This window comes from Aeromonas sp. QDB39, assembly GCF_027707585.1.
GTDB classification, from domain to species: Bacteria; Pseudomonadota; Gammaproteobacteria; order Enterobacterales; family Aeromonadaceae; genus Aeromonas; species Aeromonas hydrophila.
On record NZ_JAPCIV010000030.1, the window covers coordinates 1 to 26,980 of the forward strand.

General features: G+C 59.2%; 28 protein-coding genes and 1 pseudogene. 8 read left to right on the forward strand and 21 right to left on the reverse strand.

The features are described 5' to 3' along the window. Positions 1 to 292 precede the first annotated feature (292 nt). The 8 genes and pseudogenes from PG899_RS17185 to PG899_RS17220 all read right to left on the reverse strand — a co-directional run bounded on the left by PG899_RS17185 (position 293) and on the right by PG899_RS17220 (position 4,689). Positions 293 to 1,114, reverse strand: coding sequence for an alpha/beta fold hydrolase (locus PG899_RS17185; RefSeq protein WP_077096561.1), 822 nt, complete (start codon positions 1,112 to 1,114; stop codon positions 293 to 295). 248 nt (positions 1,115 to 1,362) lie between these two features. Next, entirely contained in the window at positions 1,363 to 1,653 is a 291-nt protein-coding gene (locus PG899_RS17190) for a putative quinol monooxygenase (protein ID WP_077096562.1), read from the reverse strand. A gap of 54 nt (positions 1,654 to 1,707) precedes the next feature. Next, positions 1,708 to 1,890 carry a hypothetical protein gene (locus PG899_RS17195; RefSeq protein ID WP_256822029.1) on the reverse strand — a complete coding sequence of 61 codons (183 nt, stop codon included), beginning with the start codon at positions 1,888 to 1,890 and terminating at the stop codon, positions 1,708 to 1,710. Between the two features lie 36 nt (positions 1,891 to 1,926). Beyond that, positions 1,927 to 2,061 (reverse strand): annotated as a pseudogene (locus tag PG899_RS17200) (MerR family DNA-binding transcriptional regulator); the annotation flags it as partial. Between the two features lie 90 nt (positions 2,062 to 2,151). After that, positions 2,152 to 2,610 carry a hypothetical protein gene (locus tag PG899_RS17205; protein ID WP_139391552.1) on the reverse strand — a complete coding sequence of 153 codons (459 nt, stop codon included), beginning with the start codon at positions 2,608 to 2,610 and terminating at the stop codon, positions 2,152 to 2,154. Positions 2,611 to 2,917: 307 nt separating this feature from the next. Then, the gene (locus PG899_RS17210; RefSeq protein WP_077096564.1) at positions 2,918 to 3,325 is read right to left on the reverse strand and encodes a hypothetical protein; all 408 of its coding nucleotides are present in this window, start codon (positions 3,323 to 3,325) and stop codon (positions 2,918 to 2,920) included. 253 nt (positions 3,326 to 3,578) lie between these two features. Then, a complete protein-coding gene (locus tag PG899_RS17215; protein ID WP_077096565.1) occupies positions 3,579 to 4,007 on the reverse strand; it encodes a VOC family protein in 429 nt (142 codons plus the stop codon). 319 nt (positions 4,008 to 4,326) lie between these two features. Further along, entirely contained in the window at positions 4,327 to 4,689 is a 363-nt protein-coding gene (locus PG899_RS17220) for a DUF2061 domain-containing protein (RefSeq protein ID WP_045526198.1), read from the reverse strand. A gap of 186 nt (positions 4,690 to 4,875) precedes the next feature. Between PG899_RS17220 and PG899_RS17225 the strand changes: the two genes are divergently transcribed. Then, positions 4,876 to 5,082, forward strand: a complete 207-nt coding sequence (locus PG899_RS17225) for a hypothetical protein (protein WP_016351920.1) — start codon at positions 4,876 to 4,878, stop codon at positions 5,080 to 5,082. Between the two features lie 97 nt (positions 5,083 to 5,179). Here PG899_RS17225 and PG899_RS17230 read toward each other — a convergent pair whose 3' ends face one another. Then, entirely contained in the window at positions 5,180 to 5,779 is a 600-nt protein-coding gene (locus PG899_RS17230; RefSeq protein ID WP_077096566.1) for an FMN-dependent NADH-azoreductase, read from the reverse strand. A 109-nt stretch (positions 5,780 to 5,888) separates the two neighbouring features. Here PG899_RS17230 and PG899_RS17235 point away from each other — a divergent pair, with 109 nt between their 5' ends. Further along, positions 5,889 to 6,818: a LysR family transcriptional regulator gene (locus PG899_RS17235; RefSeq protein WP_077096567.1), complete on the forward strand. Its 930-nt coding sequence runs from the start codon at positions 5,889 to 5,891 to the stop codon at positions 6,816 to 6,818. Positions 6,819 to 6,868: 50 nt separating this feature from the next. On the opposite strand, the gene PG899_RS17240 is transcribed toward PG899_RS17235, so the two are convergent. Genes PG899_RS17240 through PG899_RS17250 form a run of 3 tightly spaced genes read right to left on the reverse strand, consistent with a single transcriptional unit; the run spans position 6,869 to position 10,081 of the window. Beyond that, entirely contained in the window at positions 6,869 to 7,723 is an 855-nt protein-coding gene (locus PG899_RS17240) for a 23S rRNA (adenine(2030)-N(6))-methyltransferase RlmJ (RefSeq protein WP_077096568.1), read from the reverse strand. Beyond that, positions 7,717 to 8,178 (reverse strand): DUF2390 domain-containing protein, encoded by a 462-nt coding sequence (locus PG899_RS17245; protein ID WP_179101443.1) that lies wholly within the window; start codon positions 8,176 to 8,178, stop codon positions 7,717 to 7,719. Before PG899_RS17245 ends, PG899_RS17240 begins: the two co-directional genes overlap by 7 nt. After that, positions 8,171 to 10,081, reverse strand: a complete 1,911-nt coding sequence (locus PG899_RS17250; protein WP_077096569.1) for an ABC transporter ATP-binding protein — start codon at positions 10,079 to 10,081, stop codon at positions 8,171 to 8,173. The genes PG899_RS17245 and PG899_RS17250 overlap by 8 nt, the downstream gene beginning before the upstream one ends. 153 nt (positions 10,082 to 10,234) lie before the next feature. On the opposite strand from PG899_RS17250, the gene PG899_RS17255 reads away from it, so the two are divergent. Beyond that, positions 10,235 to 10,645, forward strand: a complete 411-nt coding sequence (locus PG899_RS17255; RefSeq protein WP_011707313.1) for a CBS domain-containing protein — start codon at positions 10,235 to 10,237, stop codon at positions 10,643 to 10,645. 84 nt (positions 10,646 to 10,729) lie between these two features. Here the strand turns inward: PG899_RS17255 and PG899_RS17260 are convergent, their stop codons facing one another. Both PG899_RS17260 and PG899_RS17265 read right to left on the reverse strand, forming a co-directional pair. Further along, positions 10,730 to 11,185 carry an NfeD family protein gene (locus PG899_RS17260; RefSeq protein ID WP_041218350.1) on the reverse strand — a complete coding sequence of 152 codons (456 nt, stop codon included), beginning with the start codon at positions 11,183 to 11,185 and terminating at the stop codon, positions 10,730 to 10,732. Further along, on the reverse strand, positions 11,182 to 12,102 hold the full coding sequence (locus PG899_RS17265; RefSeq protein WP_011707311.1) for an SPFH domain-containing protein: 921 nt from the start codon (positions 12,100 to 12,102) through the stop codon (positions 11,182 to 11,184). Before PG899_RS17265 ends, PG899_RS17260 begins: the two co-directional genes overlap by 4 nt. Positions 12,103 to 12,299: 197 nt before the next feature. On the opposite strand from PG899_RS17265, the gene cysG reads away from it, so the two are divergent. From cysG to cysC, 5 genes are all read left to right on the forward strand, one after another. Further along, a complete protein-coding gene (cysG, locus tag PG899_RS17270) occupies positions 12,300 to 13,712 on the forward strand; it encodes a siroheme synthase CysG (protein ID WP_252411167.1) in 1,413 nt (470 codons plus the stop codon). Between the two features lie 108 nt (positions 13,713 to 13,820). Further along, positions 13,821 to 14,729, forward strand: a complete 909-nt coding sequence (gene cysD, locus PG899_RS17275) for a sulfate adenylyltransferase subunit CysD (protein WP_016351912.1) — start codon at positions 13,821 to 13,823, stop codon at positions 14,727 to 14,729. A gap of 24 nt (positions 14,730 to 14,753) precedes the next feature. Further along, positions 14,754 to 16,193 carry a sulfate adenylyltransferase subunit CysN gene (cysN, locus tag PG899_RS17280; protein ID WP_252411168.1) on the forward strand — a complete coding sequence of 480 codons (1,440 nt, stop codon included), beginning with the start codon at positions 14,754 to 14,756 and terminating at the stop codon, positions 16,191 to 16,193. Between the two features lie 4 nt (positions 16,194 to 16,197). Beyond that, the gene (locus tag PG899_RS17285) at positions 16,198 to 17,922 is read left to right on the forward strand and encodes an SLC13 family permease (protein ID WP_124251976.1); all 1,725 of its coding nucleotides are present in this window, start codon (positions 16,198 to 16,200) and stop codon (positions 17,920 to 17,922) included. A gap of 146 nt (positions 17,923 to 18,068) precedes the next feature. Further along, on the forward strand, positions 18,069 to 18,662 hold the full coding sequence (cysC, locus tag PG899_RS17290) for an adenylyl-sulfate kinase (protein WP_252411169.1): 594 nt from the start codon (positions 18,069 to 18,071) through the stop codon (positions 18,660 to 18,662). A gap of 159 nt (positions 18,663 to 18,821) precedes the next feature. On the opposite strand, the gene PG899_RS17295 is transcribed toward cysC, so the two are convergent. From PG899_RS17295 to PG899_RS17325, 7 genes are all read right to left on the reverse strand, one after another. Then, positions 18,822 to 19,787 (reverse strand): hypothetical protein, encoded by a 966-nt coding sequence (locus tag PG899_RS17295; RefSeq protein ID WP_252411170.1) that lies wholly within the window; start codon positions 19,785 to 19,787, stop codon positions 18,822 to 18,824. Between the two features lie 301 nt (positions 19,788 to 20,088). Continuing rightward, positions 20,089 to 21,042: an alpha/beta hydrolase family protein gene (locus PG899_RS17300; RefSeq protein ID WP_252411171.1), complete on the reverse strand. Its 954-nt coding sequence runs from the start codon at positions 21,040 to 21,042 to the stop codon at positions 20,089 to 20,091. Positions 21,043 to 21,638: 596 nt separating this feature from the next. Continuing rightward, positions 21,639 to 23,267, reverse strand: coding sequence for a methyl-accepting chemotaxis protein (locus tag PG899_RS17305; RefSeq protein ID WP_252411172.1), 1,629 nt, complete (start codon positions 23,265 to 23,267; stop codon positions 21,639 to 21,641). Positions 23,268 to 23,531: 264 nt separating this feature from the next. After that, entirely contained in the window at positions 23,532 to 24,398 is an 867-nt protein-coding gene (locus PG899_RS17310; RefSeq protein WP_252411173.1) for a TIGR03899 family protein, read from the reverse strand. A gap of 139 nt (positions 24,399 to 24,537) precedes the next feature. Then, the gene (locus PG899_RS17315; protein ID WP_011707301.1) at positions 24,538 to 25,017 is read right to left on the reverse strand and encodes a DUF3299 domain-containing protein; all 480 of its coding nucleotides are present in this window, start codon (positions 25,015 to 25,017) and stop codon (positions 24,538 to 24,540) included. Positions 25,018 to 25,045: 28 nt separating this feature from the next. Continuing rightward, positions 25,046 to 26,293, reverse strand: a complete 1,248-nt coding sequence (locus PG899_RS17320; protein ID WP_252411174.1) for an ABC transporter permease — start codon at positions 26,291 to 26,293, stop codon at positions 25,046 to 25,048. Beyond that, positions 26,287 to 26,976, reverse strand: coding sequence for an ABC transporter ATP-binding protein (locus tag PG899_RS17325; RefSeq protein WP_041218359.1), 690 nt, complete (start codon positions 26,974 to 26,976; stop codon positions 26,287 to 26,289). The genes PG899_RS17320 and PG899_RS17325 overlap by 7 nt, the downstream gene beginning before the upstream one ends. Positions 26,977 to 26,980 lie beyond the last annotated feature (4 nt).

Here is a 26,980-nt window from a genome sequence, read left to right on the forward strand (position 1 = left end):
TTTCATGTAGAACCTCCTGCGTTCAAGGTACGGGAAAATTCTACTTATGAGCACCCTGGTTTTTCGGGGGGATTACCAGTGCAATTACGCAGATCCGTCAGTCTGGGAGTATGCCTCTTGGTATATGACAGAGAAGGGGATAGTGTTGGACCCTTCTTTTCCCCGTGTCGAGCGTAACTGCGAGCTGACCGAGTGGAGCATACTACCCTGGTCGGTTATCAAGCAGCACCCGGGGCGATTACCACAGCTGATGCCTTGATGAAAAAACCGGAACCCTTGGGTTCCGGTTTTTTCATGCCTGCTGTTTGAGCCAACGCAGCAACTGCTGCACAAACAGCGCGGGCTGCTCGATGGGGTAGAGATGCCCGACATCCGCCACCTGCAGGCGCTGGCAGGCGGGGATGGCGTTGCCAAGTGCCTCGCACACTTGCGCAAACAGCGCTCTGGTCTGCGCGCCCCGCACGATGCAGGTGGGCACGCTGAGCCCGGCAAGGCGCGACGGCGACCAATCCGGCCGCTCGCTCTGGCTCAGTTGCTTGGGCAGGCTGGCGGTCTCCGCCAGTTGGGCTTGCTGCCACTTGAGGGGTTGCGCAGCAAAGTAGCCTGGGCGGCCCCCCGAGCCATCGATCAGGGTGGCCACCGCCTCTTGCAACTGCCCAGCTTCAACCTGACCAAACACCGGGCCGAACATGGCGCCGGCATCGGTCATAAAGGCGGCGAGCCCCTGCTCATCCAGCGCCCCCGGGCAGCCCGGCTCCACCAGATAGAGGCTTCTGACGCGCCCCGGTGCCTGCAAGGCGGCTGTCAGCGCTACATCCGCCCCATAAGACCAGCCGACCAGATGGACAGGCCCACACGCCAGCTGTACCAGCAGTGTGAGCAGATCGCTGGCATGGGTCTCAAGGCCGAAAGACCCCTCTTTGCCAGCCTCGCCGAAGTGGCGCAGAGTGGGGGCATAGACGGTGTAGTGCTGTGAGAGTTGCTCGATATGTTCGAGCCAGAGGGTATGGTTGGCCAACGCTCCGTGGATCAGCAGCAGCGGCTCACCGGAACCGGCCTGCAGGCAGGGCATTGGGCTGCCATTGATGATAAAGGTGTGAGTCTGTGACTGCATATCAACGCCTCCTCGGCGTGTCGTAGAAGTGGGAGAATATATAGCAAGGACCCTGCGGCCAGTAATAGGCCGCAACAGGCGTGGATGGATTAGCGGTCGCCAGAGAGATGGTTTTCGTGATTATCCTTGATGGCTGTAGAGTCAACCCCTTGTTGGTTGTAACTAATCGTGGAGCAAGGCACCGGCTTGAGGCCGGTGTCAGGTGATAACTAGATCTGCTCCTTCGGTACAAACTGGATATGAGTACGTTAAGGCACATCAGTGACAAAATACTGCACCACCTCGGTCAAATCATGCGCCAAATACTCTTGGGTATGAGGTTGCTCAAAGTGCAATTTGAAATCATCTTCACTGTTAAATCGTTCCCACAACAAGAAGCGGCTCTCATCTTTTTCACATTGATGAAGAGTGAAAATAGAGCAGCCAGGTTCCCTTAATGTCTCTTCGCAAAGTTCTTGCAGGTGTTGACGAGCCTTACTAATGTTTGCAGACTCTTTAACCTTTAGCTCGGCGGTAATGTAATAACCGGGATTAAACATAAATGACTCCTTCTCAGTGGAGTCTGTACGCTAACCCCTCGAGTTCACTCTAGGTCAAGCATTTTTTTTGTCGTAGGCATCTATCTTGTAGAGCACAATATCCAGCTCACCATTGAGCCTTGCTATCTCTTCTTCAAGATTGATCTGATGAGTTACAAGCAAAGATTTCCTTTCTGCCAAGGTTGTGGATCCTGCTTGGCGTAGCTTGGAAAATGACTTTATTTCCGCTAATGGCATTCCAGTAGATTTTAAACGTTTAATCCAGGTCAGCCATTCAATATCTGTTTTATCGAAAATACGTTATCCAGATTTATCTCTACGTATGTCTAATAATAATCCTTCCTTCTCATAATATCGCAATGTATAAATAGAGGTATTTGTTTTGTTTGCGACTTCAGAAATCTTCATGATACCACCATAAAAAATTTTTCGCAGGATTAAGGGGAAGGGCGAAATATATCTCTAACGAAAATAATGAAAGATAGAAAATAGAACCTGTTATGTCCCATTTTTGAATGCGTTATTATTGGTTAGCCTTGTATCAATTTTATTCGAAAGGTCTTGGAAACCGTCCAGATCAAAAGGAGCGTAAATACGCTTGAGGCTGTTGGTTCGAATGACCATGCAATCGACGATAAGCATTTTTCCCATGCTGACCCCCACCATCTTGGTATATGGTATGGATACTTTTCGGAAAAATCGGTTTCTACCTACCACATCTTCACTTCTCAATTCGACAGAAAACAATCTGGAAGCTTGAGCCATCACGAACAATACAATAAAGGCTGCTAGCAGTATTTTTAGATATTGGTCAAAGAGCCAGGCGCCCAGCTCCATGTTGAGTTGCGTTTTGTATGCACTGAGTACAACCCCCCCTGCAAACATCAATGTGATAAATATAAGGAACCGCTTGCTCATTGAGAGTAATGGCTGCTTCCAATTTAATGAGTATTTCATTATTTATTCCAGTTCGATAGCAGTATAACACCAGCTATCGAGATAACGAGGGGCGGATTATTTAGACGAGTTATTCTCAATTTTCCGAATACGCTGTGCTATTCGAACCTTCTGGCTAAATTATAGCGATACATTGGAGATGCAAGGCTGCAGGTCGACACATAAACTTTTTCACTATTGAAATGTGACATGATTATTTTAGTAACACAACCACATTGAAATTTACAACGCTCTTGTATTACATTGTTCATAGCATTTATCATAAAATATAGGTGTCGCATTGTCTGATTTGACGATGGATTAGGATTTATATTTCTGCCCATAGCTCCCCGTGAATACTTACCCATGATCCGATAGCGAACAGCTCTTTACCCAGCTCATTATCTATCGGAAACGACAATGTTGATGATAGTTTTAGTAGTGACTCCCCATCGATTTCCTCTGTTCCGGTTATTTGTCCTGTTGCCTGATAACAGCAATTCCTATTAGGAAACGACAGGGATATTGAGGGTTGCTCGATGGCTGATACGGAGGACAGGCGGCCAACTAACATTACTTCCACAACACCGTTAACTGGAAACCATTGATAACCCTGTTGATTACTGCCTTGATAGTAAAACCATATCTCCAATCCGCTATCTAATTTAGCTCGCACATTTCCATCGGCGTCACTACTAGAAGGATTAATTTCAATGATACGTAGTCGGAATGGCATCAATTAAACCTGATGGTAGATAGATGGGGATAATAGAGTAACGTGATATTTCATATGTCATCTTGATAACTTTCATCACCAGACTTATGGATAAAAATCAAGTTAATACTATTCCATGTTGGATTGTTTTTTATTTGAATTGCTCATGAGTTGATGTGTAGAGCAAAGCCAGAAATAATAATTCTTCATTTTAATAGGGTATGCTTGAGACTCCTCACAGTGAGAGTATAAATTACTGGTGATTCACATATTGCTAAAACCTAATCTCCACCGACTCCGCACTCCGCTTTGCCTCACCGTGATAAACCGCCTCGATATTATTGCCATCCGGATCGAGCAAAAAGGCGGCGTAATAGCCGGGGTGATAATGGCGCTCACCGGGGGCGCCGTTGTCCTGGCCCCCATTGGCCAGCGCTGCCTGATAGAAGCGATCCACTGTGGTGCGGTCTTGCGCCTGAAAGGCGAGGTGATGGCGGCCGGTCAATGCCCCCAGCGCCGCCGGGCTGTCGATGGCGGTGACAAACAGCTCGTCTGCCCAGAAGTAACCCTCACCGGTGCCGCCTATGGGAATATCGAGGACGGCCAGTGCGGCCGTATAAAAGCGCTGGCTGGCGGCCAGGTCTTTCACCACCAGCTGGAGATGGTCGATCAGCCGACCGCGATGCAATGTTTGTGTTTCCATACACCACCTTGCTTTGCATGTTGTGGATGAGTCGCCGGCCGGCCCCTTGCTGTGAAGCCGATGGCATGGCTACCGCCCCTGAATTTCAGCCTCCAGTCTGCTGCTTTGTAACCAACGGGGATGGCGGAGAGGGCTCATGGGTGACTCCGACGAGGCTTGGATTGCCATTCGGGTATGGTAGCGGGAGAGGGGCGCAGGGGAAGGGCTAGGTGATAAATGTTGGGGCGGGATCAACAAATTGGTCAGTACGGCAGGGGCTGGCCCCCTTGCCGGGGGAGAGAAGCTGGTCCAAGCGTGGGGAAGGGCCGCAGCCCCTCCCTCATGCCAGTGCAAGCTGCTGACGGGCGCGCCACAGCCGCTCGTGGAAGAAGAACACCACAGTGTTGATGGCAGGCTCGATCATCGCCATCACGCCGCCGGTGAGCAGCTCGCCGCTCAGCAGGTAGGCGACGCCGAAGGCCACCGAGAAGTGCACCAGGGCGAAGCTGCTGGTCTTGGCCTGCAGGCTGTGGTGAGGCTTGAGCTTGTGCCAGCCGAGATCATGGAAGTAGAAGGCGACCGTGTTGACGGCGGGCTCTATCAGGGCGATCAGGCTGGCGGTGAGCAGTTCACCGGTCAGCAGGTAAGCCACGGTGAAGGCCACGGTGAAGTGCAGAACGGCAAAGCTGATGGTCTTTTTCATGATGGCGGCTCCCTCTGGTGATGAGCAGAGTATCCCCTGAAATCACATCAAATGAAAACTATTCTCATCTAATGGTTGGATAGGGACGACCTATCAAGTGAGAACGCCCTCACCGGATTGGGAGTTGCCTGGGGCCACAGCGGCGCTAGAGTGAGCCTTTGCCATGAAAAAGGAGCTTTCATGCATATGAATATCAACGCCACCCTGATGGGGCAGTTCATCCTGTTGCTGATGATCATCGTCGGCGTCGTGGCCTGGCGACTGGCCCGCCGCAAGAGTGAGCATCCGGTGCTGATCACCGTGCTGTGCATGCTGCTCAGTCTGGCCCCGCCTTTCGCCCTGCTGGCGCTGCTTATTCTGGCGCTCTGGCGGGATCTCCCGGGCAAAACGTGAGGTTGGCCGACATGCTAAAAGCCCCGTGACGGGGCTTTTTTATTTGGGCGTCTCCCGCGCAGCTGCCGGTTGGGGCGGCAAGAGGCGGGCGAGGGGCTCACCGGCTGAGGGCGGCGATCCGCTCATGGGCCTGGCGCATGCCCTGCTCCGCCCCGTGGGGGTACAGGTCCATCCCTTCCGCGTAGACGAACTCCACCTGCGCGATGCCCATCAGGCCGAGCACGGACTCGAGGTAGGGGGTGACCGCATCCGTTGTCTGTCCTTGATGCACGCCGCCGCGGCTACTGAACACCAGAGCTTTTACCCCCTCCACCAGCCCCATGGGGTAGCTGTCGGTGTAGCGAAAGGTGACCCTGGCTCGCGCCACCAGATCGAACCAGTTCTTGAGCGGGGTCGGCACGTTGAGGTTGTACATGGGGGCGCCGATCAGCAGCAGGTCGGCGGCCTTGAGCTCGGCAATCAGTTGATCCGACAGCGCCACCCCTTGGCGGATGGCCTCGCTGGCTGACTCTGCCCCCCGCAGGGCGTGAAACAGTGCGCTGTCCAGTGGCGGCAGGGTGAGGGCCGGCAGGTCGCGTACCACCACCTGGTCCTGGTGGCCCTGCTCCCGGCGCGCTTGCAGAAAGCGCTCCATCAACTGGTTGGTGCGGGACGCGGGGCCGTTGAGGCTGGATTGCAGCAGCAGGATCTGACTCATGAGGTGAACTCCATCTGACAAAGTGTGGGGATGGAGGGATCTTATCAGTCATTTTTTTCCGCAGTGCTGATACTATTTCGTCATATTGGTTCCATAAGGTATGCAATAGATGGCAAACAGCCTCAATGGCCTCGATCTGTTCGCCAGCGTGGTGGAGGCGGGCAGTTTCGCCCAGGCCGCCGAGCGGCTCCACCTCACCCGCTCGGCGGTGGGCAAGGGGATTGCCCGGCTCGAGCAGCGTCTCGGCGTCCAGCTGTTTCACCGCACCACCCGCAGCCAGAGCCTGACCGAGGAGGGGGCGCTGTTCCATCGCCACTGCCTGCGGGCGCTGGAGGAGGTGCGCCTCGGCGAGGCGGCGCTGGCCAGCAACAAGCTCACTCTCAACGGCAGCCTCAAGGTCTCCATGCCGGTGCTGTTCGGTCAGCTGTGCGTGGCGCCCCTGCTGCTGGAGCTGGCGCAGGCTCATCCCGGGCTGGCGCTGTCGCTGTCGTTCAGTGACCGCAAGGTGGATCTGGTGGAGGAGGGGCTCGATCTGGTGATCCGCAACGGGGAGCCGCCGGACAGCCTGGATCTGGCGGCGCGCCGGCTCGGCGAGCACGGCATGACGCTCTGCGCTGCGCCCGCCTATCTGGCCGAGCGGGGCGAACCGATGACGCTGGCGGATCTGGCCGAGCACGAGGGCATCGCCTATCTGCGGCAGGGGCGGGTGCTGGCGTGGCAGTGGCAGCTGGATGGCCAGTGGCAATCGGTGCGACCGACGGGGCGCCTGCAGCTCGACGATCTGCACGCCATCACCCAGGCGGCCATCGCTGGCTTTGGCCTGGCCTGGTTGCCGACCTGGCTGGCGCGCCCGCACCTTGAGCGGGGCGAGCTGTGCGAAGTGCTGGGCTCCCTCAAGGGCAGGCGTTATCCCATCAATGCCCTCTGGCCCCACAGCCCGCACCTGCCGCTCAAGACCAGAATGGCCATCGACTGGTTGGCGAGCCGGCTGCCGGAGCGGCTTGCCAGCGTGGCGGGGGCAGGCAGCCATGACCAATAAAAAGGGCCTGCAGTGGCAGGCCCTTGGCGGTGTAACAGTGATGGAAGGCGTTACGCTTCAACCTTGTTGAGCCACTCGACCTTGTACTGGGCGCCGGCGCCCTGCGCCAGCTTGGCGCACAGGGGTTTCAAGAAGGCTTCAATCTGCTCATCCAGCAGCCAGGGGGGGCTCACTATCAGCATGCCTGAGCCGTTCATGCCCCAATCGGTGGTCTGGCCGGCCACTTCCAGCTCGGCCACCAGGACGTTGCCGAAGTTCTCGCGCTTGATGGCGCGCAGCATGTCGCGGGACTTGTCCGCCTCTTCCCCGAGGATGGGATACCAGAGGGCGTAGATGCCGGTGGCCCAGCGTTTTTGCGCCTTTTTCAGGGTATCGACCACCGCGAAGTAATCTTCCTTGAGCTCATAGGGCGGGTCGATCAGCACCAGGCCGCGGCGCGGCGTGGGCGGCAGCAGGGCCACCAGCCCCTCGAAGCCATCACGATGGTGGACGGCGACGCGGGGGTCGTAACCCATGTTAGCGCGCAGGTCTTCCACCTCGTTGTTGTGCAGCTCCATCAGCGCCAGCTTGTCCTGCTCGCGGGCGAGGCGACGGGACAGCTCCGGCGAGCCGGGGTAGTAGTGCAGCTGACCATCGCTGTTCATCTCCTCGATGACGCCGAGATAGGGGACCATGGTGGACCACTGGGCCCGCTCATCCCACAGCCGGCCAATGCCGTCGGCATATTCCGCCTTCTTCTGGGACCAGTCGCCGCGCAGGTCGTAGAGACCGCCGCCGGCATGGGTATCCAGCACGATGAAGGGTTTCTCCTTCTTCTTGAGGGACTCGATGATCAGGGCCTGAACGGCGTGTTTCAGCACGTCGGCGTGGTTGCCGGCGTGAAAGGCGTGGCGATAACTCAGCATATTAGGTCTCTGAGGGGGCCCTGCTGGGCCCCCAGTAACAATAGATAGTTCAACAGGTTGCGGCTGTTGCCGCGAAACAGGGTGAGGCTGCGCAGGGTCTGCAGCAGCACCCCTTGTTGCAGCCGCTCCAGCTCCAGCTCGTGGGCCAGCATGGCCTGATACTCCTGCTCGCCGAGCCGCGCCTTGGCGCTCGAACGCAGGGTGCGCCAGGGGCCGAGCACCGCCTCGGTCTGCACCAGCGCCGGTTGCAGGTCGGTCAGATCGACCGGGATCCCGCACTGATCCAGCCGATGCAGCAACAGGGCCAGATTGACGTTGCCCCCCTGCACCTGCACGCTGAGCCAGTCCTGGCTGCGCGCACCGTAGACCTCGCCACTCCACTGCCAGAAGTCGAGCGGGCCCGGCAGTTCGTGGGCGGCGATCCGCTCGCTCGCCATCAGCTGTTCGTCACGCAAGGAAGGCCTGCTCCATGGTTTCCAACTCCTCGGAGAGGCTCATCCACTCCAGCTCCACCCCTTCCAGCTCCTCCTTGATGGGGCCCTGGGACTTGAGCAGCTCGGAGAGCTTCTGCTTGGCGCTATCTTCATAGATGGCGGGGTCGGCCAGCTGTTCTTCCACCGCGGCCAGCTTGGCCTGCAGTTTCTCCATGCTGGTTTCGAGCTTCTCCAGCTTCTGGCGCAGCGGCCGGGTTGCTTGCCGGAACTCCGCCTCGCGCCGCTTCTGATCCTTGCGCGCCACCGCCGAGTTGGCGGAGACCGGGCCGTCGTCCGGTTTGGCGTTGGCCTCTTTCTCCTGCTCGCCGAGCCACTTGTGGTAGTCGTCCAGATCGCCGTCGAACGGCTCGACCCGGCCACCGTGCACCAGATAGAAGTCATCTGTGGTGGTACGCAACAGGTGCCGGTCGTGGGAGACCACCACCATGGCGCCCTCGAAGCCTTGCAGCGCCATGGTCAGGGCGTGGCGCATCTCCAGATCCAGGTGGTTGGTCGGTTCATCCAGCAGCAGCAGGTTGGGCTTTTGCCAGGTGATGAGGGCCAGCACCAGCCGCGCCTTCTCGCCGCCGGAGAAGGGGGCCACCTTGTCGAGCGCCTTGTCACCGTGAAAGCCGAAGCTGCCGAGGTAGTTGCGCAGCTCCTGCTCGGTCTTGTCCGGCGCGAGGCGCACCAGGTGATCGAGGGGTGAGTCGTCCAGACGCAGGGTCTCCAGCTGATGCTGGGCGAAGTAGCCGATGCTGACCCCGGCGCTCACCTCGAGCTTGCCGGAGAGCGGCGGGTTGGAGCCCGACAGCATCTTGATGAAGGTGGATTTGCCGGCGCCGTTGCGACCGAGCAGGCCGATGCGCGAACCCGGCACCAGGTTGAGTTTGATCTTCTCCAGGATCACCTTGTCGCCGTAACCGGCGCTGAGGTTCTCCATGGCAATCAGCGGGGTCGGCAGGGCCGACGGCTCGCGAAACTCGAAGCTGAACTCGGAGTCGGCGTGGGCGGGCAGGATCTTCTCCATCCGCTCCATCGCTTTCAGTCGGCTCTGAGCTTGACGGGCCTTGGAGGCCTTGTAGCGGAAGCGGTCCACATACGCCTGCATGTGGGACATCTCGCGCTGCTGCTTCTCGTACATGGATTGCTGCTGGGCCAGGTGTTCGGCGCGCTGCAGTTCGAAGTCGGAGTAACCGCCGGTGTATTCGTTGAGCTTGCCGTTCTCGATGTGGATGATGCGGCTGATGACCGAATCGAGGAAGTCGCGGTCGTGGGAGATCAGCACCAGCGTGCCCTGATAGGCCTTGAGCCACTTCTCCAGCCAGATGACGGCGTCGAGATCCAGGTGGTTGGTCGGTTCATCCAGCAGCAGCAGATCGGAGCGGCAGAGCAGCGCCTGGGCGAGGTTCAGGCGCATGCGCCAGCCACCGGAGAAGCTGCGCACCGGCGAACTCAGCTGCTCGTCGCTGAAACCGAGGCCGTGCAGCAGTTCGGCGGCGCGGGCACGAATGCTGTAGGCGCCGATAGTATCGAGCTTGCCGTGCAGCTCGGCCACCAGCAGGCCGTTGTCATCCTGCTCGGCCTGGACCAGCTGGGCCTCCAGGGCGCGGAACTCCTTGTCGCCGTCGATCACGTAGTCGAGGGCGGAGCAGTCCAGCGCCGGGGTCTCCTGTGCCACGCCGGCAATCTGCCAGCCAGCGGGCAGGCTGAAGGTGCCGCTGTCGATGGCCAGCTCGCCCCGTACCAGTGCAAAAAAGGTGGACTTGCCACAGCCGTTCTTGCCCACCAGACCCACCTTGTGGCCGGGATGAATGGTGGCGGATGCGTTGTCCAGCAGCTTGCGGCCGCCGCGGATCAGTTCGATTTGACTGGCAACTATCATGGATTGGTCTGCTTGGCTCAAATGGAGGAGAAAAACTGGCGCGGATCTTACGTGAAACGGCGCAGATTTGCACTTGAGGCGGGGGGCAACCACTGGCTGGGGGGGCAAAAACATGCCATAACAGAGCAATCAGTCAGGGTTGGGGAGGTTAGCATGCTTATCAGGGACATCATGACGACCCGGGTCGCCACCGTTTCCATGGATGACCGGCTCAATGTCATCAAGGAGATCTTCGAGCAGGCTCACTTTCGCCACCTGCTGGTGCTGGAAGAGGAGGAGCTGGTAGGGGTCATTTCGGACCGGGATCTGTTCCGCGCCATCAGCCCCTATCTGGACTCCGAGGCCGAGATGAGCCGCGACACCGAGACCCTCAACCGGCGCGCCCACCAGATCATGAGCCGCCACCCCATCACCATCGCCCCCCAGCTCACGGTGCGGGACGGGGTCAAGATGATGCTGGAGAAGAACGTCTCCTGCCTGCCGGTGCTGGAAAACGGCGCCCTGGTCGGCATCATCAGCTGGAAGGATCTGCTGCGCGCCGCCCTCGACAGCGACGCCTTCTAGACCCTCGCTCACAGTTTGCAAGACAGCGAAAAGGGCTCCGAGGAGCCCTTTGTCGTTGGCGGTCAATGGCGCCTTGCCCCTGTGTCAGGGCAGCGGTTCCACCAGCAGGATATGGGAGTCATGTCCCGTCACCCGCACCTTGCTGCCGGCGCTCAGCGGCTGGCTGCAGCGCACCGTCCAGGCGGTGTCGTCCAGGTGTACCCGGCTCATCCCCTGAGTCACGTCATCCAGCAGCACCAGCTCGCGGCCAAGATAGCCCTGCATCCGCTCGTTGATGGGGGCGGCGGCATCCCGGCTGGAGCGATCCCGGCGGTGTTGCCAGCGCCACCAGGCCCAGGTGGTGAGCAGGGATTGTAGGCCGAACAGCAGCAGCTGCGCCTGCCAGCCGAAGGGCCAGACCAGCAGCAGCAGGCCCACTTCCAGCGCGGCGATGCCGGTCCAGAGCAGAAAGCCCACCGAGCCCAGCACCTCGATGGCCAGCAGCGCGAAGCCGAGCCCCAGCCAGTGCCAGTGGGTCAGCCCCTCGAACAGGGCTGTCATGACTTGCCGCCCTTGCCATCCTTGAACAGCTCGGCCATGCCGGCGACGGCGCCGATCAGGCTGCCCGCCTCCAGCGGCATCATCACCACCTTGCTGTTGGGGCCTTCGCCGATGCGGGCCAGCGCCTCGGTGTATTTCTGGGCCACGAAGTAGTTGATGGCCTGCAGATCCCCTTCGGCGATGGCCTTGGAGACCATGTGGGTTGCCTTGGCTTCCGCCTCGGCGGCCCGCTCGCGCGCTTCGGCGGCGAGGAAGGCGGCCTGACGCTCACCCTCGGCCTTGAGGATCTGGGACTGCTTCTCCCCTTCCGCTTTCAGGATTTTGGACTGGCGCACCCCTTCGGCCTCCAGCACCTCGGCCCGTTTCTGGCGCTCGGCCTTCATCTGGGCGTTCATGGCTTCCACCAGTGCCAGCGGCGGACGTACATCCTTGATTTCGATCCGGGTCACCTTGATGCCCCAGGGGGCGGTGGCGGCATCCATGGTGCGCAGCAGTTTCTCGTTGATGGTGTCGCGCTGGGAGAGCATCTCGTCCAGCTCCATGGCGCCGAGCACGGTCCGCATGTTGGTCATGGTGAGATTGCGGATGGCGCTGGTGAGATCGTTGACCTCATAGCCCGCCTTGCGGGCATCCACCACCTGCACGAAGCTGATGGCATCGATGGTGACGTTGGCGTTGTCGCGGGAGATCACCTCCTGCGCCGGGATGTCCAGCACCTGCTCCATCATGATGATCTTGTGGCCGACCCTGTCCACATAGGGGATCAGCAGGTTGAGGCCCGGCACCAGGGTGCGGGTGTAGCGGCCGAAGCGCTCCACGGTCCAGTTGTAGCCCTGCGGCACTATCTTGATGCCGGCGCTCAGGGTCGCGAGCACCAGAAACACGAAGATCCCCAGCACAATCAATGACTCATTCATTATTAAGCTCCTTATGAAACACTTTCACTAGCCTATGGCCTTGCGCCTGGCACCACAAGCGCCTTGCTTCGCCTTTGTCATCATACGGCTTTGTTAATTACTAAAATGCATTAAAAAGCATTTTTTATTATTTTGAGGGATAAGCAGCCCTGCCTATAGTCGCCCCATATTAGTCGTGTTCCGAGGGATGGGCCGAAATGGATTATTTGCCGATGTTTGCCAAATTGGACGGTCGCCCGGTGCTGCTGGTGGGAGGGGGCGAAGTGGCCCTGCGCAAGGCGCGCCTGCTGCTGGCGGCCGGTGCCAGGCTGACTCTGGTTTCCCCCGAGCTGGAACCCGACTTCCATCAATTTACCGATCGCTTCACCCATCTGGCGGAACGTTTCACCCCGGCCCATCTGGCCGGCCAGATCCTGGTGGTGGCCGCTACCGACGATCTCGAGGTGAACGCGCTGGTCTATCAGAGCGCCAACCAGCTCGGTCTGTTCGTCAACGTGGTGGACGACCCCAAGCGCTCCAGCTTCATCTTCCCTTCCATCATCGATCGCAGCCCCATCATGGTGGCTGTCTCCAGCGGCGGCAAGGCGCCAGTGCTGGTGCGCCTGCTGCGCGAGCGGCTGGAGAGTCTGCTGCCCCGCCATCTCGGCGCTCTGGCCGAGCTCTCCGGCCGGGTGCGCGACCAGGCCAAACGGGTGCTCTCATCTATTTCCGATCGTCGTCGCTTCTGGGAGCGCGCCTTTGCCTCCAACACCCTGGCCGGTCTGATTGAGAAAGAGGATTGGCAGGGGGCCGAGCAGTGGCTGAACGATGGCCTCGACCAGGCGACAAGCGAAGTGGGAGAAGTGGTGCTGGTCGGTGCGGGCCCCGGCGATCCGGGCCTGCTGACCCTCAAGGCGCTGCAACAGATTCAGCAGGCCGAAGTGGTGCTCTATGACCAGCTGGTCTCTGCCGAGATCCTCGACCTGGTGCGCCGCGATGCCACCCTGGTGTCGGTCGGCAAGAAGGCCGGCGCCCACAGCGTGCCGCAGGAGGAGACCAATCGCCTGCTGGTGGAATACGCGAAAGCGGGCAACCGGGTAGTGCGGCTCAAGGGGGGCGATCCCTTCATGTTCGGCCGTGGCGGTGAGGAGCTGGAAGTGCTGGCCGACGAAGGCATCCCCTTCTCGGTGGTGCCCGGCATCACGGCCGCCGCCGGTGCCACCGCCTATGCGGGCATTCCGCTTACTCACCGCGACCATGCCCAGAGCGCCGTCTTCATTACCGGCCACTGCCAGATCGATGGCAAGGAGCCCGACTGGCAGCAGCTCGCCGCTACCAGCCAGACCCTGATCATCTACATGGGGCTGATGCGCTCCGAGCACATCCAGCAGCAGCTGGTGAGCCATGGCCGCAGCAGCGCTACTCCCATCGCCATCATCGAGCGCGGCACCACCGCCCGCCAGCGGGTACTGACCGGCACCTTGGCGGATCTGGCCGAACTGGCCCAGCAGGCCGTGAGCCCGTCCCTCATCGTCATCGGCGAAGTAGTGGCCCTGCGCGAGCGGCTCGCCTGGTTTGGCGAGGGACAGCAGCAGGGCGCCTGCGACCTCAAGCTGGTGAGCCTGGCCTGAGCGCCGGCGGCAACAGCCATCGATTTGACGGTGCTGCGACAGCGGCACCGACCTGAACCAACACCGCGCCCTGACCAGGCGCGTTAGCAATGAACCGAGGACCCAGACATGGACCGTGAAAGACTGACCCACTTGCAGCAGCTGGAAGCCGAGAGCATCCACATCATCCGCGAGGTGGCTGCCGAATTTGAAAACCCGGTGATGATGTACTCCATCGGCAAGGACTCCTCCGTCATGCTGCACCTGGCCCGTAAGGCCTTCTATCCGGGCAAGATCCCGTTCCCCTTGCTGCACGTCGACACCGACTGGAAGTTCAAGGAGATGATCAAGTTCCGCGATGAGACCGCCAGGAAGTACGGGCTGGATCTCATCGTCCACAAGAACCCGGATGGCCTCGCCATGGGCATCAACCCCTTCGTGCACGGCAGCGGCAAGCACACCGACATCATGAAGACCGAGGGGCTCAAGCAGGCACTCAACAAATACGGCTTCGACGCTGCCTTCGGTGGTGCCCGCCGCGACGAGGAGAAGTCCCGTGCCAAGGAGCGGGTCTATTCCTTTCGCGACAAGTCCCACCGCTGGGATCCCAAGAACCAGCGCCCGGAGCTGTGGCGCGTCTACAACAGCCAGGTCAACAAGGGGGAGAGCATCCGGGTGTTCCCGCTCTCCAACTGGACCGAGCTCGACATCTGGCAATACATCTACCTCGAGAACATCGACATAGTGCCGCTCTACTTTGCGGCCCATCGCCCGGTGGTGGAGCGCAACGGCATCAAGATCATGGTGGATGACGAGCGCATGCCCATCGGCCCGGAAGACGAAGTGAAGCAGGAGCTGGTGCGCTTCCGCACCCTCGGCTGCTACCCGCTGACCGGTGCCATCGAATCCGCTGCCACCACCCTGCCGGAGATCATCGAAGAGATGCTGCTCACCACCTCGAGCGAGCGGCAGGGGCGGCTCATCGACCACGATCAGGCCGGCTCCATGGAGCAGAAGAAGCGTCAGGGCTATTTCTAAAAAAATGTTCTAAGGAATCGCAACATGAACAACCACATTCAGACCGCCATCAGCGAACAGGGCATTGAAGCCTACCTGCACGCCCAGCAACACAAGAGCCTGCTGCGCTTTCTCACCTGCGGCAGCGTGGACGACGGCAAGAGCACCCTCATCGGCCGCCTGCTGCACGACTCCCAGCAGATCTATGAAGATCAGCTCAAAGCGCTGGAGTCCGACAGCCAGAAACTCGGCACCACCGGCGAGAAGCTGGACCTAGCGCTGCTGGTGGACGGCCTGCAGGCGGAGCGCGAGCAGGGCATCACCATCGACGTGGCCTACCGCTATTTCTCCACCGCCAAGCGCAAATTCATCATCTCGGACACCCCGGGCCACGAGCAGTACACCCGCAACATGGCCACCGGCGCCTCCACCTGCGATCTGGCCATCATCCTGATCGACGCCCGCAAGGGGGTGCTGGATCAGACCCGCCGTCACAGCTTTATCGCGAGCCTGCTTGGCATCAAGCAGTTCGTGGTGGCGGTCAACAAGATGGACCTGGTGGAGTTCAGCCAGGAGGTGTTCGAGCGCATCAGCTTGGAGTATCGCGAATTTGCCAAGAAGCTCAGCGTCGACACCATCCATATCGTGCCGGTCTCGGCGCTGGACGGTGACAACGTGGTCAACCCGAGCGACAAGCTGGCCTGGTACGAAGGCGAAACCCTGCTTGCTCTGCTGGAGTCTGCCGATGTGATACAAAATGCAGAGCGCGAGCTGGAGCGTCACCCGGTGCGCCTGCCGGTACAGTACGTCAACCGCCCCAACCTCGATTTTCGCGGCTTCGCGGGGACGCTCGCCTCCGGCATCCTGCGGGTCGGCGACAAGCTGGCGGTGCTGCCGTCGGGCAAAGAGAGCACGGTGACCCGTATCGTCACCTTCGACGGCGATCTCGACTACGCCCTGCCGGGTCAGGCCATCACGGTCACCTTCGCCGACGAGATCGACATCAGCCGCGGCGACCTGCTGGTGGATGCCGCCAGAAAGCCGCTGGTTACCCAGAACCTGCTGGCCCACATCGTCTGGATGGGGGAGGAGTCCTTGCAACCGGGCCGGGTCTACGACGTCAAGCTGGCCACCAAGAAGAGTCGCGGCCAGGTGGAGGCCATCCGCCACCGCATCGAGATCAACAAGCTCGATGAGCTGGAGGCGAGCGAACTCAAGCTCAACGAGATCGGCCTGTGCGAGCTGAGCCTGACCGACCCGGTGGCGTTCGACCCGTATCAGGAGATCCGCGATACCGGCAGCTTCATCCTGATCGACCGGCTGACCAACGTCACCGTCGGTGCCGGCATGATAGTGGAGGGCTTGGCAGCTAAAGTGGCAACAGGGCACTACAGCGAGTTCGAAGTGGAGCTCAACGCCCTGGTGCGCAAGCACTTCCCCCACTGGCAGGCGCTGACCATCAGCAACGACGCAAGCAAGGAATAAGCCCATGACCTGGCAACAATCCCTGGTGCTGGGTCTGCTGGCTGCCCTCGTCGTTCTGCTGATCCAGGGCAAACTCCGGCCGGCGCTGCTCTTCTCGGGCGCCGTGCTCATCACCTATCTGAGCGGCCTGGCGGACATCAACGCCGTGGTGGCGGGCTACACCAACAGCGCCTTGCTGACCCTGGTGCTGTTGCTGCTGGTCTCGCTCGCGGTGGAAAAGACCCGGGTCATGAGCTGGTTCGCCAACCTGGTGGGCACCGGCTCGTTCAACAAGGTGCTGGTGAAGGTGTGGTTCTCCACCGCCTTCCTGTCGGCGTTCGTCAACAACACCGCCGTGGTGGCCTCCATGCTGGGGGCGGTCAAACGCAACCCCAACCATGCACCGTCCCGGTTGCTGCTGCCCATGTGCTTCGCGGCGACCTTTGGCGGCGTGCTGACTCTGATCGGCACCTCCACCAACCTCATCGTCAACAGCTTTCTCATCAAGATGGGGGCCAAGCCGCTCGGCATGTTCGACTTCTTTATGGTGGGGGCGGGGACCTTGCTGACCGGCCTCATCGCCGTGCTGCTGTTTGCCCGCCACCTGCCGGAGCAGGACACCGAGATGAGCCGCGAATCCGGCTACTTTCTCGAGGCCAAGGTGGGCCCCGGCTCGCCCATGGCCGGGCGCAGTGTCAAGGAGAACGGCCTGCGCAGCCTGAAAAGCCTCTATCTCGCCGAGATCATCCGGGGCAACCAGGTGATCTGCCCGGTGCAGCCGGAACACGAGTTGCACGAGGGAGACATGCTGCTGTTTTGCGGCGACGTGGAGAGCGTCGGCGTGCTGCAGGAGCTCAAGGGGCTGGATCTCTACGGCCAGCACCGGCTCAACGGCCAGCACCTGGTGGAGGTGATCGTCAGCCACAGCTCGCGGCTGGTGGGTCAGACCATCAAGGATGCGGAGTTTCGCACCCACTTCGATGCGGTGGTGCTGGCGGTGCGCCGGGGCGAGACCCAGCTCACCGGCGGCCTCGGCCAGATTGAACTGCACGCAGGGGACACCTTGCTGCTGGCCCCCGGCCCCAAGTTTGCAGGCAACAAGTCCCTCTCCCGCGAGTTCGTGGTGGTGAGCGGGCTGGAGGCCTCCACCCGGCTCGATGCCACGCGCAGCGCCGCCGTGGTGGGCGGTTTTCTCGGGGTACTGGCGCTGTCGGTGTTCGATCTGGTGCCACTGTTCAAGGGGCTGCTGGTGATGCTGGTGGTGCTGCTGTTCTCCCGCATCCTGACCCTGGACGAGATCCGCCGCCGCTTTCCGCTGGATATCTGGCTGGTGGTGGGCGGGGCGCTGGCCATCGCCGATCAGCTGGAAAAGAGCGGGCTGGCCCGGGTCATCGCCGACTGGCTGATGGGGGAGTTCAACGGTGCTAGCCCCTTGATCGCCTTTATCGGCATCTACCTGTTCACCCTGGTGCTGACCGAGCTGATGAGCAACAACGCCGCCGCGGCGCTGGCCTTCCCCATGGGTTACCAGCTGGCGCTCAGCATGGATGTCTCCACCATGCCGTTCATTCTGGCGGTGCTGTTCGGGGCGAGCTCCAGCTTTATCCTGCCCTACGGCTACCAGACCAACCTGATGGTCTATGCGGCAGGCAACTACAAGATGCCGGACTACCTCAAGCTGGCCCTGCCGGTCTCCCTGGCCTACAGCCTCGGGGTGATCGTCATGGTGCCCCTGCTGTTTCCGTTTTAAGGCGGCGCAACTGGGGGCCTGGTGCCTGGCAGGGAATATAGATACACGACGACCATGGCCCCGTCAGTGGCGAGTGGCCAGAGGCTGAGCTCCAGGGAGCCAGACCGTTTCAGCATTGAGGCGCGAGCGCCAAGCAAGGAGTGTGAATGAGCAATATCGTGTGGCATGCCCATGCCGTCGACAAACGGAGCCGGGCCGAGCAGAAGGGACAGAAGCCGCTGGTGATCTGGTTTACCGGACTGTCGGGGGCGGGCAAGTCCACCCTGGCGGGGGCACTGGAGCAGGCGCTGGCCGCGCAAGGCAAGCACACCTATCTGCTGGATGGGGACAACGTGCGCCACGGCCTGTGCGGCGATCTCGGCTTCGATGACGCCGCCCGTCAGGAAAACATCCGCCGGGTCGGCGAGGTGGCAAAACTCATGGTGGATGCGGGCCTTATCGTGCTCACCGCCTTTATCTCGCCGTTTCGTGCCGAGCGGGAGCTGGTGCGCAATCTCGTGGGTGAAGGGGAGTTTGTCGAAGTGTTTGTGGATGCCCCGCTCGCCATCTGTGAAGAGCGCGACCCCAAGGGGCTCTACAAAAAGGCGCGAGCAGGGGAGATCCGCAACTTCACTGGCATCGACTCCGCATACGAGGCCCCCGAGCAGCCGGAAATCCATCTACTCAACGCCGGCAAGCCGGTGGAAGTGCTGGTGGATGAGTTGCTGACCGCCCTAAGGCAGCGGGGGTTGATCGATTAAGGTCTATTGTCTGGACGGATTATTGATAAACAAGGAGGCGTTTTCCACCTTGTTTATTGCTTCCCAGCTATTCCCCTTGTTGCATTGGCTAACTATTATGCCGCCTTAACCTGTGAATGAACGTGTGACATATTTGAGTGAAGCGAATTCAGCATGCGTTTACAAATCAGCCCTGAAGGCTTTGTTAGCTGAGTTATTGATGCGCTGATATAGATAAATATTTACTACGCATTTGTAAATACTGAAGGACTCGACCCAAAAATCAACGTTCGGATTGAGAGGTGATATCTTGTGCTTTTTACACAAAATGGCATAAAACATTAACAAAAAATACCAGATTGCATCATTTAAAACGACCAACGTAGAACTGCTATTGCTTCCTACTTTGCCAAAAACATTGAAGCTAGATGTATCTGAATTAGCATGAAATGAGAGCGCTCCTAACATAGTTGAACTGTAAGAATGATGGACAATGTTAGAATAGAATGAGTAGTTATCTTTTCTTAGTTGACTAATGCTTGATTGTAACTGCGGCTCAAGCCCAAATAATTTTTCTAGATCACTTAAACGTGAATTAAGTTGAAATGATTTGAGGTTTTTAGCCCAAAACCGTTTTTCTTCAATTTCATCAGAACATACAAAACCAGAAAATAGCTCCTTATCAGAGATTATGTTTAGCGTCATCCAACTGAGTTCAAGAAATATCCTTAATTGACTTCTAGCCTGAGTGTCGAGCCCTTTTTGGATTAGGGTGTCAACTGACAAGGCATAATTTGATAAGTTACAAAGTAAATGAGAAATGACTAAGTCAGGGTTTGGGCGTTCATTACTACCGAGCCAATCTCTAGGAAACAATTTGCTTTCATTTTTTATTGGGTCGGGACCTACGGTTAATGCAAGTAGTCCAATACTAGTCACCCCCAAACCAGTGATAGTTCGTAGCTCAGAAAAGATAGAGTTTGAAAACTGCTCGTTTTCAACTAACTGTTCATTAATTGCCTGTAAAATATTATCAACATCCGAAATTAAAATGTTTTTTTCAACAATATCACCTAGGGTTTTATTTACATCTTCCAATGTGCCCTCTATTATCTCTCTATGTTTTTCATTGTCAATTTTATACAAGTAAATTCTCCTAAATTAAATCAGCTAACGGATAGGTAAAGGGACGGGCGCAAGCGTAATGAATAGCCTTTGACCGTTTTTATGCTGAGCTGAGAGGTTATTATTTTCTTTTGTATTTAGCTCTGACCTTTGATTTCCCTCAAGCATTATTTGGGTACTATCTTTCATTAATTGTGTGGGAGTTTCGCCGTTTATTGAGTTTGATTAATAAGTTTGGTGTGATGGGGTGTATGAGATTGGTGGATTGATAAACTACTAATCGATAATATAAAGAGGATATTTAGCAGCTAGGCTGCTTTAATTAATAAGCACTGGTATATTGGTTAGGGTTACTTAACTTCGACTTTAACCACATATTCATATCGCTAATGACCTCTTTACGCAGGTTTTTCCCGTCACTGTCCTTCAATCCATGATCGAGTTCTTCGTAACGCCGATACTCGATATTTCTTTTCCCGAGGACTTTAAGGCGCTGTATCAACTCATCTGTTTTTTGCGGTGATACCGACGTGTCTCTCCCTCCCTGAATGATCAGCAAAGGAGATTTTATGTTTTTCAGGGTATCAAGCTGATCGAGGGAGAGCATCTGTTGCCACCAATGATAGCCATGCCCGCTCACTTCAAGCTCAAAGGGTTTGCTGTTAAGAACATGTTCGGCAAACCCTTTAAAACCGTCGATATTTTTTCTCGCCGCGGCGGGGTTTTTATGCTCTGCAGCGATGCTGTGTGAGACGTCATCGATAAACCAGCGGCCACCGCCATTAAAGGCGATGGTGGCATCGATATAGTCAACATCTGCGGTCACCAGGTTGGCGATAACGGCCCCTTCACTGCCGCCCAAGAGGATAAATGTCTTGTATTGCCTATCTTTGCGGATGATATCGAGAACAGCCTTGATATCTGCTACCCGCTGCGCAGGGCTGTCCTTTTCAAGGTACTGAGCAGGGCAATCCTTGCGTGCCGGATCGGTACTGTATTTTAATTTTCTATCAATGCCATACTTTTCGATTAGCAGAACATCAGCTTCTGGCCAAACATCTTTATAGTCGGAAAGTATCGAATCAATGTTAAGCACACTGTTGCAATCAGAGCCTTGCAGAATCAACAGCAGCGTATCTGCATCATGGGAATGTTGGACCAGATAATAGGAGACAGGCGAGCCATCATCCCTGCTGGCTGTGCGAGTGGTGATATCTTCAGCATTACTAGTGAATGTCAAAAGGAGCAAAAGTAAAAATATCGCTCGAATTTTCATTTCGGCCCCTGACAGTAATAAAATGGAAGTTATAAATGATCCGATAACCTAACTATTTGAATAGTTTTTATCACCTTTATAGCGGCTGCTGAAAGCTCACACTCTCTGATATCAGAATATATTTGTGTTGCCACTCGTTTATCTATTTTATCGGCAAGGCTACCGCCCCTGAATTTCAGCCTCCAGTCTGCTGCTCTTTCCCTGCGGTGTGGCTCTGGTCTGATTCATGGCGGACTCCGACGAGAGGTGATCTGATGATCATGTTACCGAACGGAGCCTTTTAGGGAAGGGGTAGTGAGTGCTTTCTCGAGCAGGATCAATAAATTGAGCTGCTATGGGGTGGTGGTCGGGCGGTGGGGGTATCTCAGCGCCCTTGCTTGCTAAACGCTCGTTGGGTATTTGGGTAGAGGAATGAACTGCGGGGCCGTCACGCTGTTGAGTGAGGCGCAGCACAGATGCCAGGGTGAGGGCATCAAGGGGGCAGTGATGGTATGGGGGTACCCATACGGCCAGAACCGCACTTGTCACAAGAGATAAATGGGCCCGCTGCCGGTGATGACAGGGGCCTTTTTTGTTGTTAGCGCACGGTCTTGGGATCAGCGGGCCAGCACTACCTGGCCGCTGGGTCTGGGGTTGTCGAATTGATGGGGAGCGGGCTGCTGCTGGAACTGGCGCACCAGCCGGTCCAGTTCGCTCAGTTGCCGCACCAGCTGGTTGATGCCCTGTACGGCATGCTGGCTGCCTTGGCTTGAGTCATCGGCCAGGGTCTTGATGCTGAGCACGTTGCGATCGATATCGGCGGTGACCTGGGACTGCTCCTGCACGGCCTGGGCTATCTGGCTGCTGCCGGAGGCGACCTGCTGCAACATGCTGTTGATCTGCTGCAGTATGGTGCCGGTGGCGGAGGCCTTCTGCTGGCAGCTGGCGGAGAGCGCGCCCCCTTTCTCCATCGCCAGTTCGGCATTGCCTGCACTGGCCTGCAGCAGGGTGATCATCTTCTGGATTTCGCCGGTGGAGGACTGGGTCTTGATGGCCAAGGATCTGATCTCATCCGCCACCACCGAGAAGCCGCGGCCCGCCTCGCCGGCCCGGGCTGCCTCGATGGCTGCATTGAGGGCGAGCAGATTGGTCTGATTGGCGATGCTGTTGATGACATCGAGAATGCCGTCGATGTCCCGGCACTGTGCCGCCAGAGTGTGGATCACCGTTTTTGAAGTGGTCAGCTCGCTGTGCATCCCCTCGACCGCCCCTATGGTCTCCTGCACGCTGCGGTTGCCCTCCCGGAACAGCTCAGCGGTTTCATCGAGCAGGCCGGAGGCGGCGGTGGAGCTGTGGGAGACCTCGTGGATCGACTCGGCCATCTGGGTGATGGCGGTGGCGACCTGATTGGTCTCTGCCTGTTGTTGCTGCAGGTTGCTGGTGATGGACTCGGCATTGCGCAGATCGCCTTCGGCCGAGCGCAGGATCCGGCTGCAGGTCTGCTGGGTACGCGCCAGCACGGCGTTGAACTCGGCCTGATTCATCAGCATGGCGAGCTCGATGGCGGCGATGTTGTCGACCTTGTTGGTGTAGAGCAACTGCATCAGCGGGTTGTCGAAACGGCTGCGGGCCATCTTGTCGAGCTTGCCGAGGCGACGGGCCAGGGCATGGGTGATCATGGCTGCCAGCAGCAGCGGTATGGCCGCCAGGGCCAGCTGCCAGAGCGCAGCCTGTTGATACCCCAGCGCCACCATGGCCGTCAGGCTCAGCAGCAGGCAGAGCCCGAGTGCCAGGGTGTGGGAGAAGGTCGGCAGCCTGAGCGCCAGCGGGGCCTTGTCAGCGCGCAGCCCGGCATAGATGCGCTCGGCCCGCTGCTTGATCTCCTCACTGGGGGCGGTACGCACTGATTGATACTCCACCACCTTGCCGTGGGCATCCTTGATCGGCGTGACGAAGGCGCTGACCCAGTAGTGATCGCCATTCTTGCAGCGATTCTTCACCGGCCCCATCCAGCTTTTGCCGGCCCGGATATGGTGCCAGAGATCGGCGAAGGCCTGCTTGGGCATATCCGGGTGGCGCACCAGGTTGTGGTGCTCCCCTTGCAGCTCCTCCAGATTGAAGCCGGCGATATGGCAAAACTCGTCGTTGGCATAGGTGATCCGGCTCTCCAGATCCGTGGTGGAGATCAGGCTCTGGTGCTCCGGATAGAGGCGTTCGCGCTGGGTAACGGGTTGATTGATTCTCATGGTGGCTCCGGAACAGGGTTGCTGGAAAGATGTATGGCAAATGCAAGTCATGAGCCAGCACGCAGAGATTGATGATTATTTTGTGAATAGTGGGTGATGAAGGTGAAACGAGTCAGCCTGGCTCAGCCAGGAGGGCAATTATTGGCAGCGAAATGGAGAAGAATTCGCATTTCGAGAACCGTTTTGGCAACGGCTGGTCGATATTTCGCAAGATGCTGCGGCGGTGCGCGAAACAACGGAGCCCGGGGGACGGGCTCCAGGGGATCAGGGGGCAGGGTCGACCGGGGCAGGCTCAGGTCCGGCGGGCGGGGTCAGCATCATGGTCTCTATCTGCAGCCCCTGCACCAGCACGGTTTTCAGATCCTGCAGGTACTCTTCCAGCGGCGGCTCTTGCAGCAACTGGGCGAGCTCGTTGCCGACCGGCGTCAACCGGTAGTAGAGCAGGGTGATGTTGGTCTGCTTGCGCTGCAGGCGCCAGCGCTGATCGCCGAACTCCAGCTCCACCCCGTCGGCGGGCAGCGGGCCGGACTCCAGCTCGCCCCGGTGCAGCAGGCCGAGTTCGAACAGCTGCAGCAGGGCGTTGTAGGGGATGCGGTACTTGCCAAGGCCGAGCCGGGTCACCCGGGCGCGGCTGAGCAGGCTGGCCCCCTTGTGCAGCCCCAGCAGCAGGCGCTGCTCGTCGCTGCCCACGTAGTGGCAGGAGAGGGAGCAGATGCGCTGGAACAGCTGGGCCTCGCGCTGGGTCATCTCCTTGAGGGTGGAAAGTGCGCGGATGGAGAAGCGGCCCGGGGTGGCGATCTCGATGGCGAAGATGCGGCCCCACAGCTGCTGCATGGGCACCATGCTGATGTCTTCCGCCAGTTGCAGGAAACGGGTCAGCCAGTCGCTGTCCATCTCGCCGCCGGCGGCTGTCTCCTCGCAGTGGCGGGAGGCCATCACCATGATGGCTTCCAGGTTGCGCTGGCGGGCGGCCTGATCCGCCAGCTGGCGAAAGGTGGCGCGCTGCTCGAAGGTGCTGTCGCTGTTGCGGGTGAGCATGCCGTCGATACCGCGGCTGCGGGCCAGGCGCAGGGTCTGCTCCTGGCTGCTCAGGATGGAACTCTCTTTCTTGGGCGGGGGCAGGTCAGCCATGCTGGCTCCGTGATCGCAAGGTCTAGCCTTGAATGTTACTCCAACCGGGATGGCGGGCAATCCCTCAGGCAGGGGCCGGTAAAGATCCGGTCGTTGCGGATAACAAAACGGCCTCCCGAGGGAGGCCGTGTGTGCCTGGTTACTGCTCTTCGTAGACGCTCACCTCGACCGCCTCCATGGAGTAGGAGGCGGTGGCCATCTCGTGGCTGGAGCTGACTGTGCGCATCTTGCCCTTCACCCAGATGGCGTCCCACAGGTCGTCCACCGGCGCCCCCTTGGGGTAGCTCACGTAGACCACCTGATTGGTGGGCGGGGGCGGCACATGGATGCAGGCGCCGAAGTAGGGCACCAGCAGGAAGGCGGTGATCTTCTTGGCATCCCCCTCCAGCGGTACTACGAAGCCCGGGATGCGCACCTCTTGGTTGTCCAGCTTCTGGTTGACCCCGCCCACCGGCTGCGGCACCGAGGCAAGGTTGCCGTCGTGGCTCACCTGGGGGGGCGGCAACAGTTTTTCACCTGCGGGAATGAGCACATCCCAGTCGATGGTCTTGTACTCCACGGCCATGGCCGGCAGCGCCAGCAGGGCGGCCAGCAGCGCCACAATTTTCCACTTCATCATCTGTCCTTCTCGTTTTATGGGCGCCTGACTAGACGCGAATGCTCATGCCGTCGCTCAGGCTGTAGCGATAAGCGCGGGCCGCTGGCAACAGGCCGATCACCATGCCGGCCAGCCAGACCAGCCCCAGCAGCAGCCACTCGTGGGCGCTCGGCAGCCCCAGGCTCAATTGCAGGCCATAGTGGCTGAGCAGCCAGGGGGTGGCAAGCCCCTGCCCCAAGTAGAGCACCGCCACCCCGAGCGCGATGCCGGCAGTGGTGAGGGCCATCGCCTCCAGTGCCAGCAGCAGGAACAGGTGGGCGGGGCCGGCGCCGAGAGAGCGCAAGATGGCAAGTTCCCGGCGCCGCTCGTTGAGACCGGCCAGCAGGGTGGTCAGCATGCCGATAAGGCCTGCCACCACCACGAAGCCGGCGATCATCGACAACGCCGTCTCCGCCACGCTCATCAGGCTCCACAGCTCCTGCAGGGCGGCCCCCGGCAGGATCGCCATCAGCGGCTCGCCTCGGTAGGTGTTGACGCTGCGCTGCAGCTGGAACGCCAATATTCGGTTGCTGAGCCCCACCATGAAGGCGGTGATGGTCTTGGGAGTGAGATCCTGGGCCAGCGCCTGCTCGGCGGTCACGTTCTTGCTGTGGCGGCCGGTGTCCCAGCCCAGGTGGATCGCCTCGATGCCGGCCAGCGGCACGTGGATGGTGCGATCGATGGGGGTACCGGTCGGTGCCAGGATCCCCACTACCTTGAATGGCAGGTTGTCGTGCTGGCTGAACGAGGTGTTGCCGGCGCCGTGGGCGATGACGATGGACTGCCCCAGGTGATAACCGAGCTTCTCGGCCACCTGGGCGCCGAGCACCGCTTCGAACGGCGTGTCGAACGGCCGCCCCTCCCGCAGTTGCAGCGCCTGCTGCTGGCCGTACTTCAGGTGGGTGAAGTAGTCGCCATTGGTGCCAAGCACGCGAAACCCCTTGTGGGAGTCACCAAGGGAAAGCGGGATGGTCCAGGCGATGCCGCGCTGGTTTTTGATGGCTTGATAGGCATCCCACCCTACGTTGTTGGTGGGATTGCCGATGCGAAACACCGAGTAGAGCAGCAGGTTCACCTGGCCGGAGCGGGCGCCGACGATGAGATCCGTGCCCGACACCGTATTGGCGAAGCTCTCGCGCGCCTGGTTGCGCACTCGCTCCACCCCGAGCAGCAGGGTGACGCTGATGGCGACGGCCAGCAGGGTGAGCCCGGCGGTGAGGCGGCGGGCCCAGAGGCTTTGCAGGGCAAGTTTCAGCATGATGCCCTCCTGTTCAGTTGTTGCAGGTTTTCCACCCGCGGGAAGAGCGGTTCGAGGTAGGGGTCGTGGCTGACGAAGACCAGGGTCGAGCCCTGCTTGTCGCACTCCTCGAACAACAGCTTGATGAAGGCGGCCCGGTTGTCGGTATCGAGGGCCGAGGTGGGCTCGTCGGCGATCACCAGCGGCGGTGAGCCGATCAGCGCGCGGGCGGCGGCCACCCGTTGCTGCTGGCCGATGCTGAGGGCATGGACGGGCCTGTGCAGCGCCTCCTCGGGCAGTTGCAATTCCCGCAGCAGGCGGCGTGCCTCGTCGGCCGGGCTGCCCTGCAGCCGGGCCCGCTTCTCGGGGGAGAAGGTGAGGGCGCTGGTGACGTTGTCCTGCACGGATAAAAACGGCAGCAGATTGAACTGCTGGAAGATGTAACCCAGATTGGCCGCCCGGAAGTGGTCGCGGGCACGGCCAGAGAGCCGGGCCAGCGGCTGGCCCAGCACCTCCAGGGTGCCGTGGTTGGCGGTCTGGATCCCGGCCAGCAGGCCGAGCAGGGTCGACTTGCCGGAACCCGACGGTCCCTTGATGAACACCCGCTCCCCCTCGCTGATGGTGAGGGCGGGCAGATCGAGTACAACCTCGTGACCCGGCCAGGCAAAGGCCAGATCGCGGATCTCAACCACGGCGTTTTTCATGGCG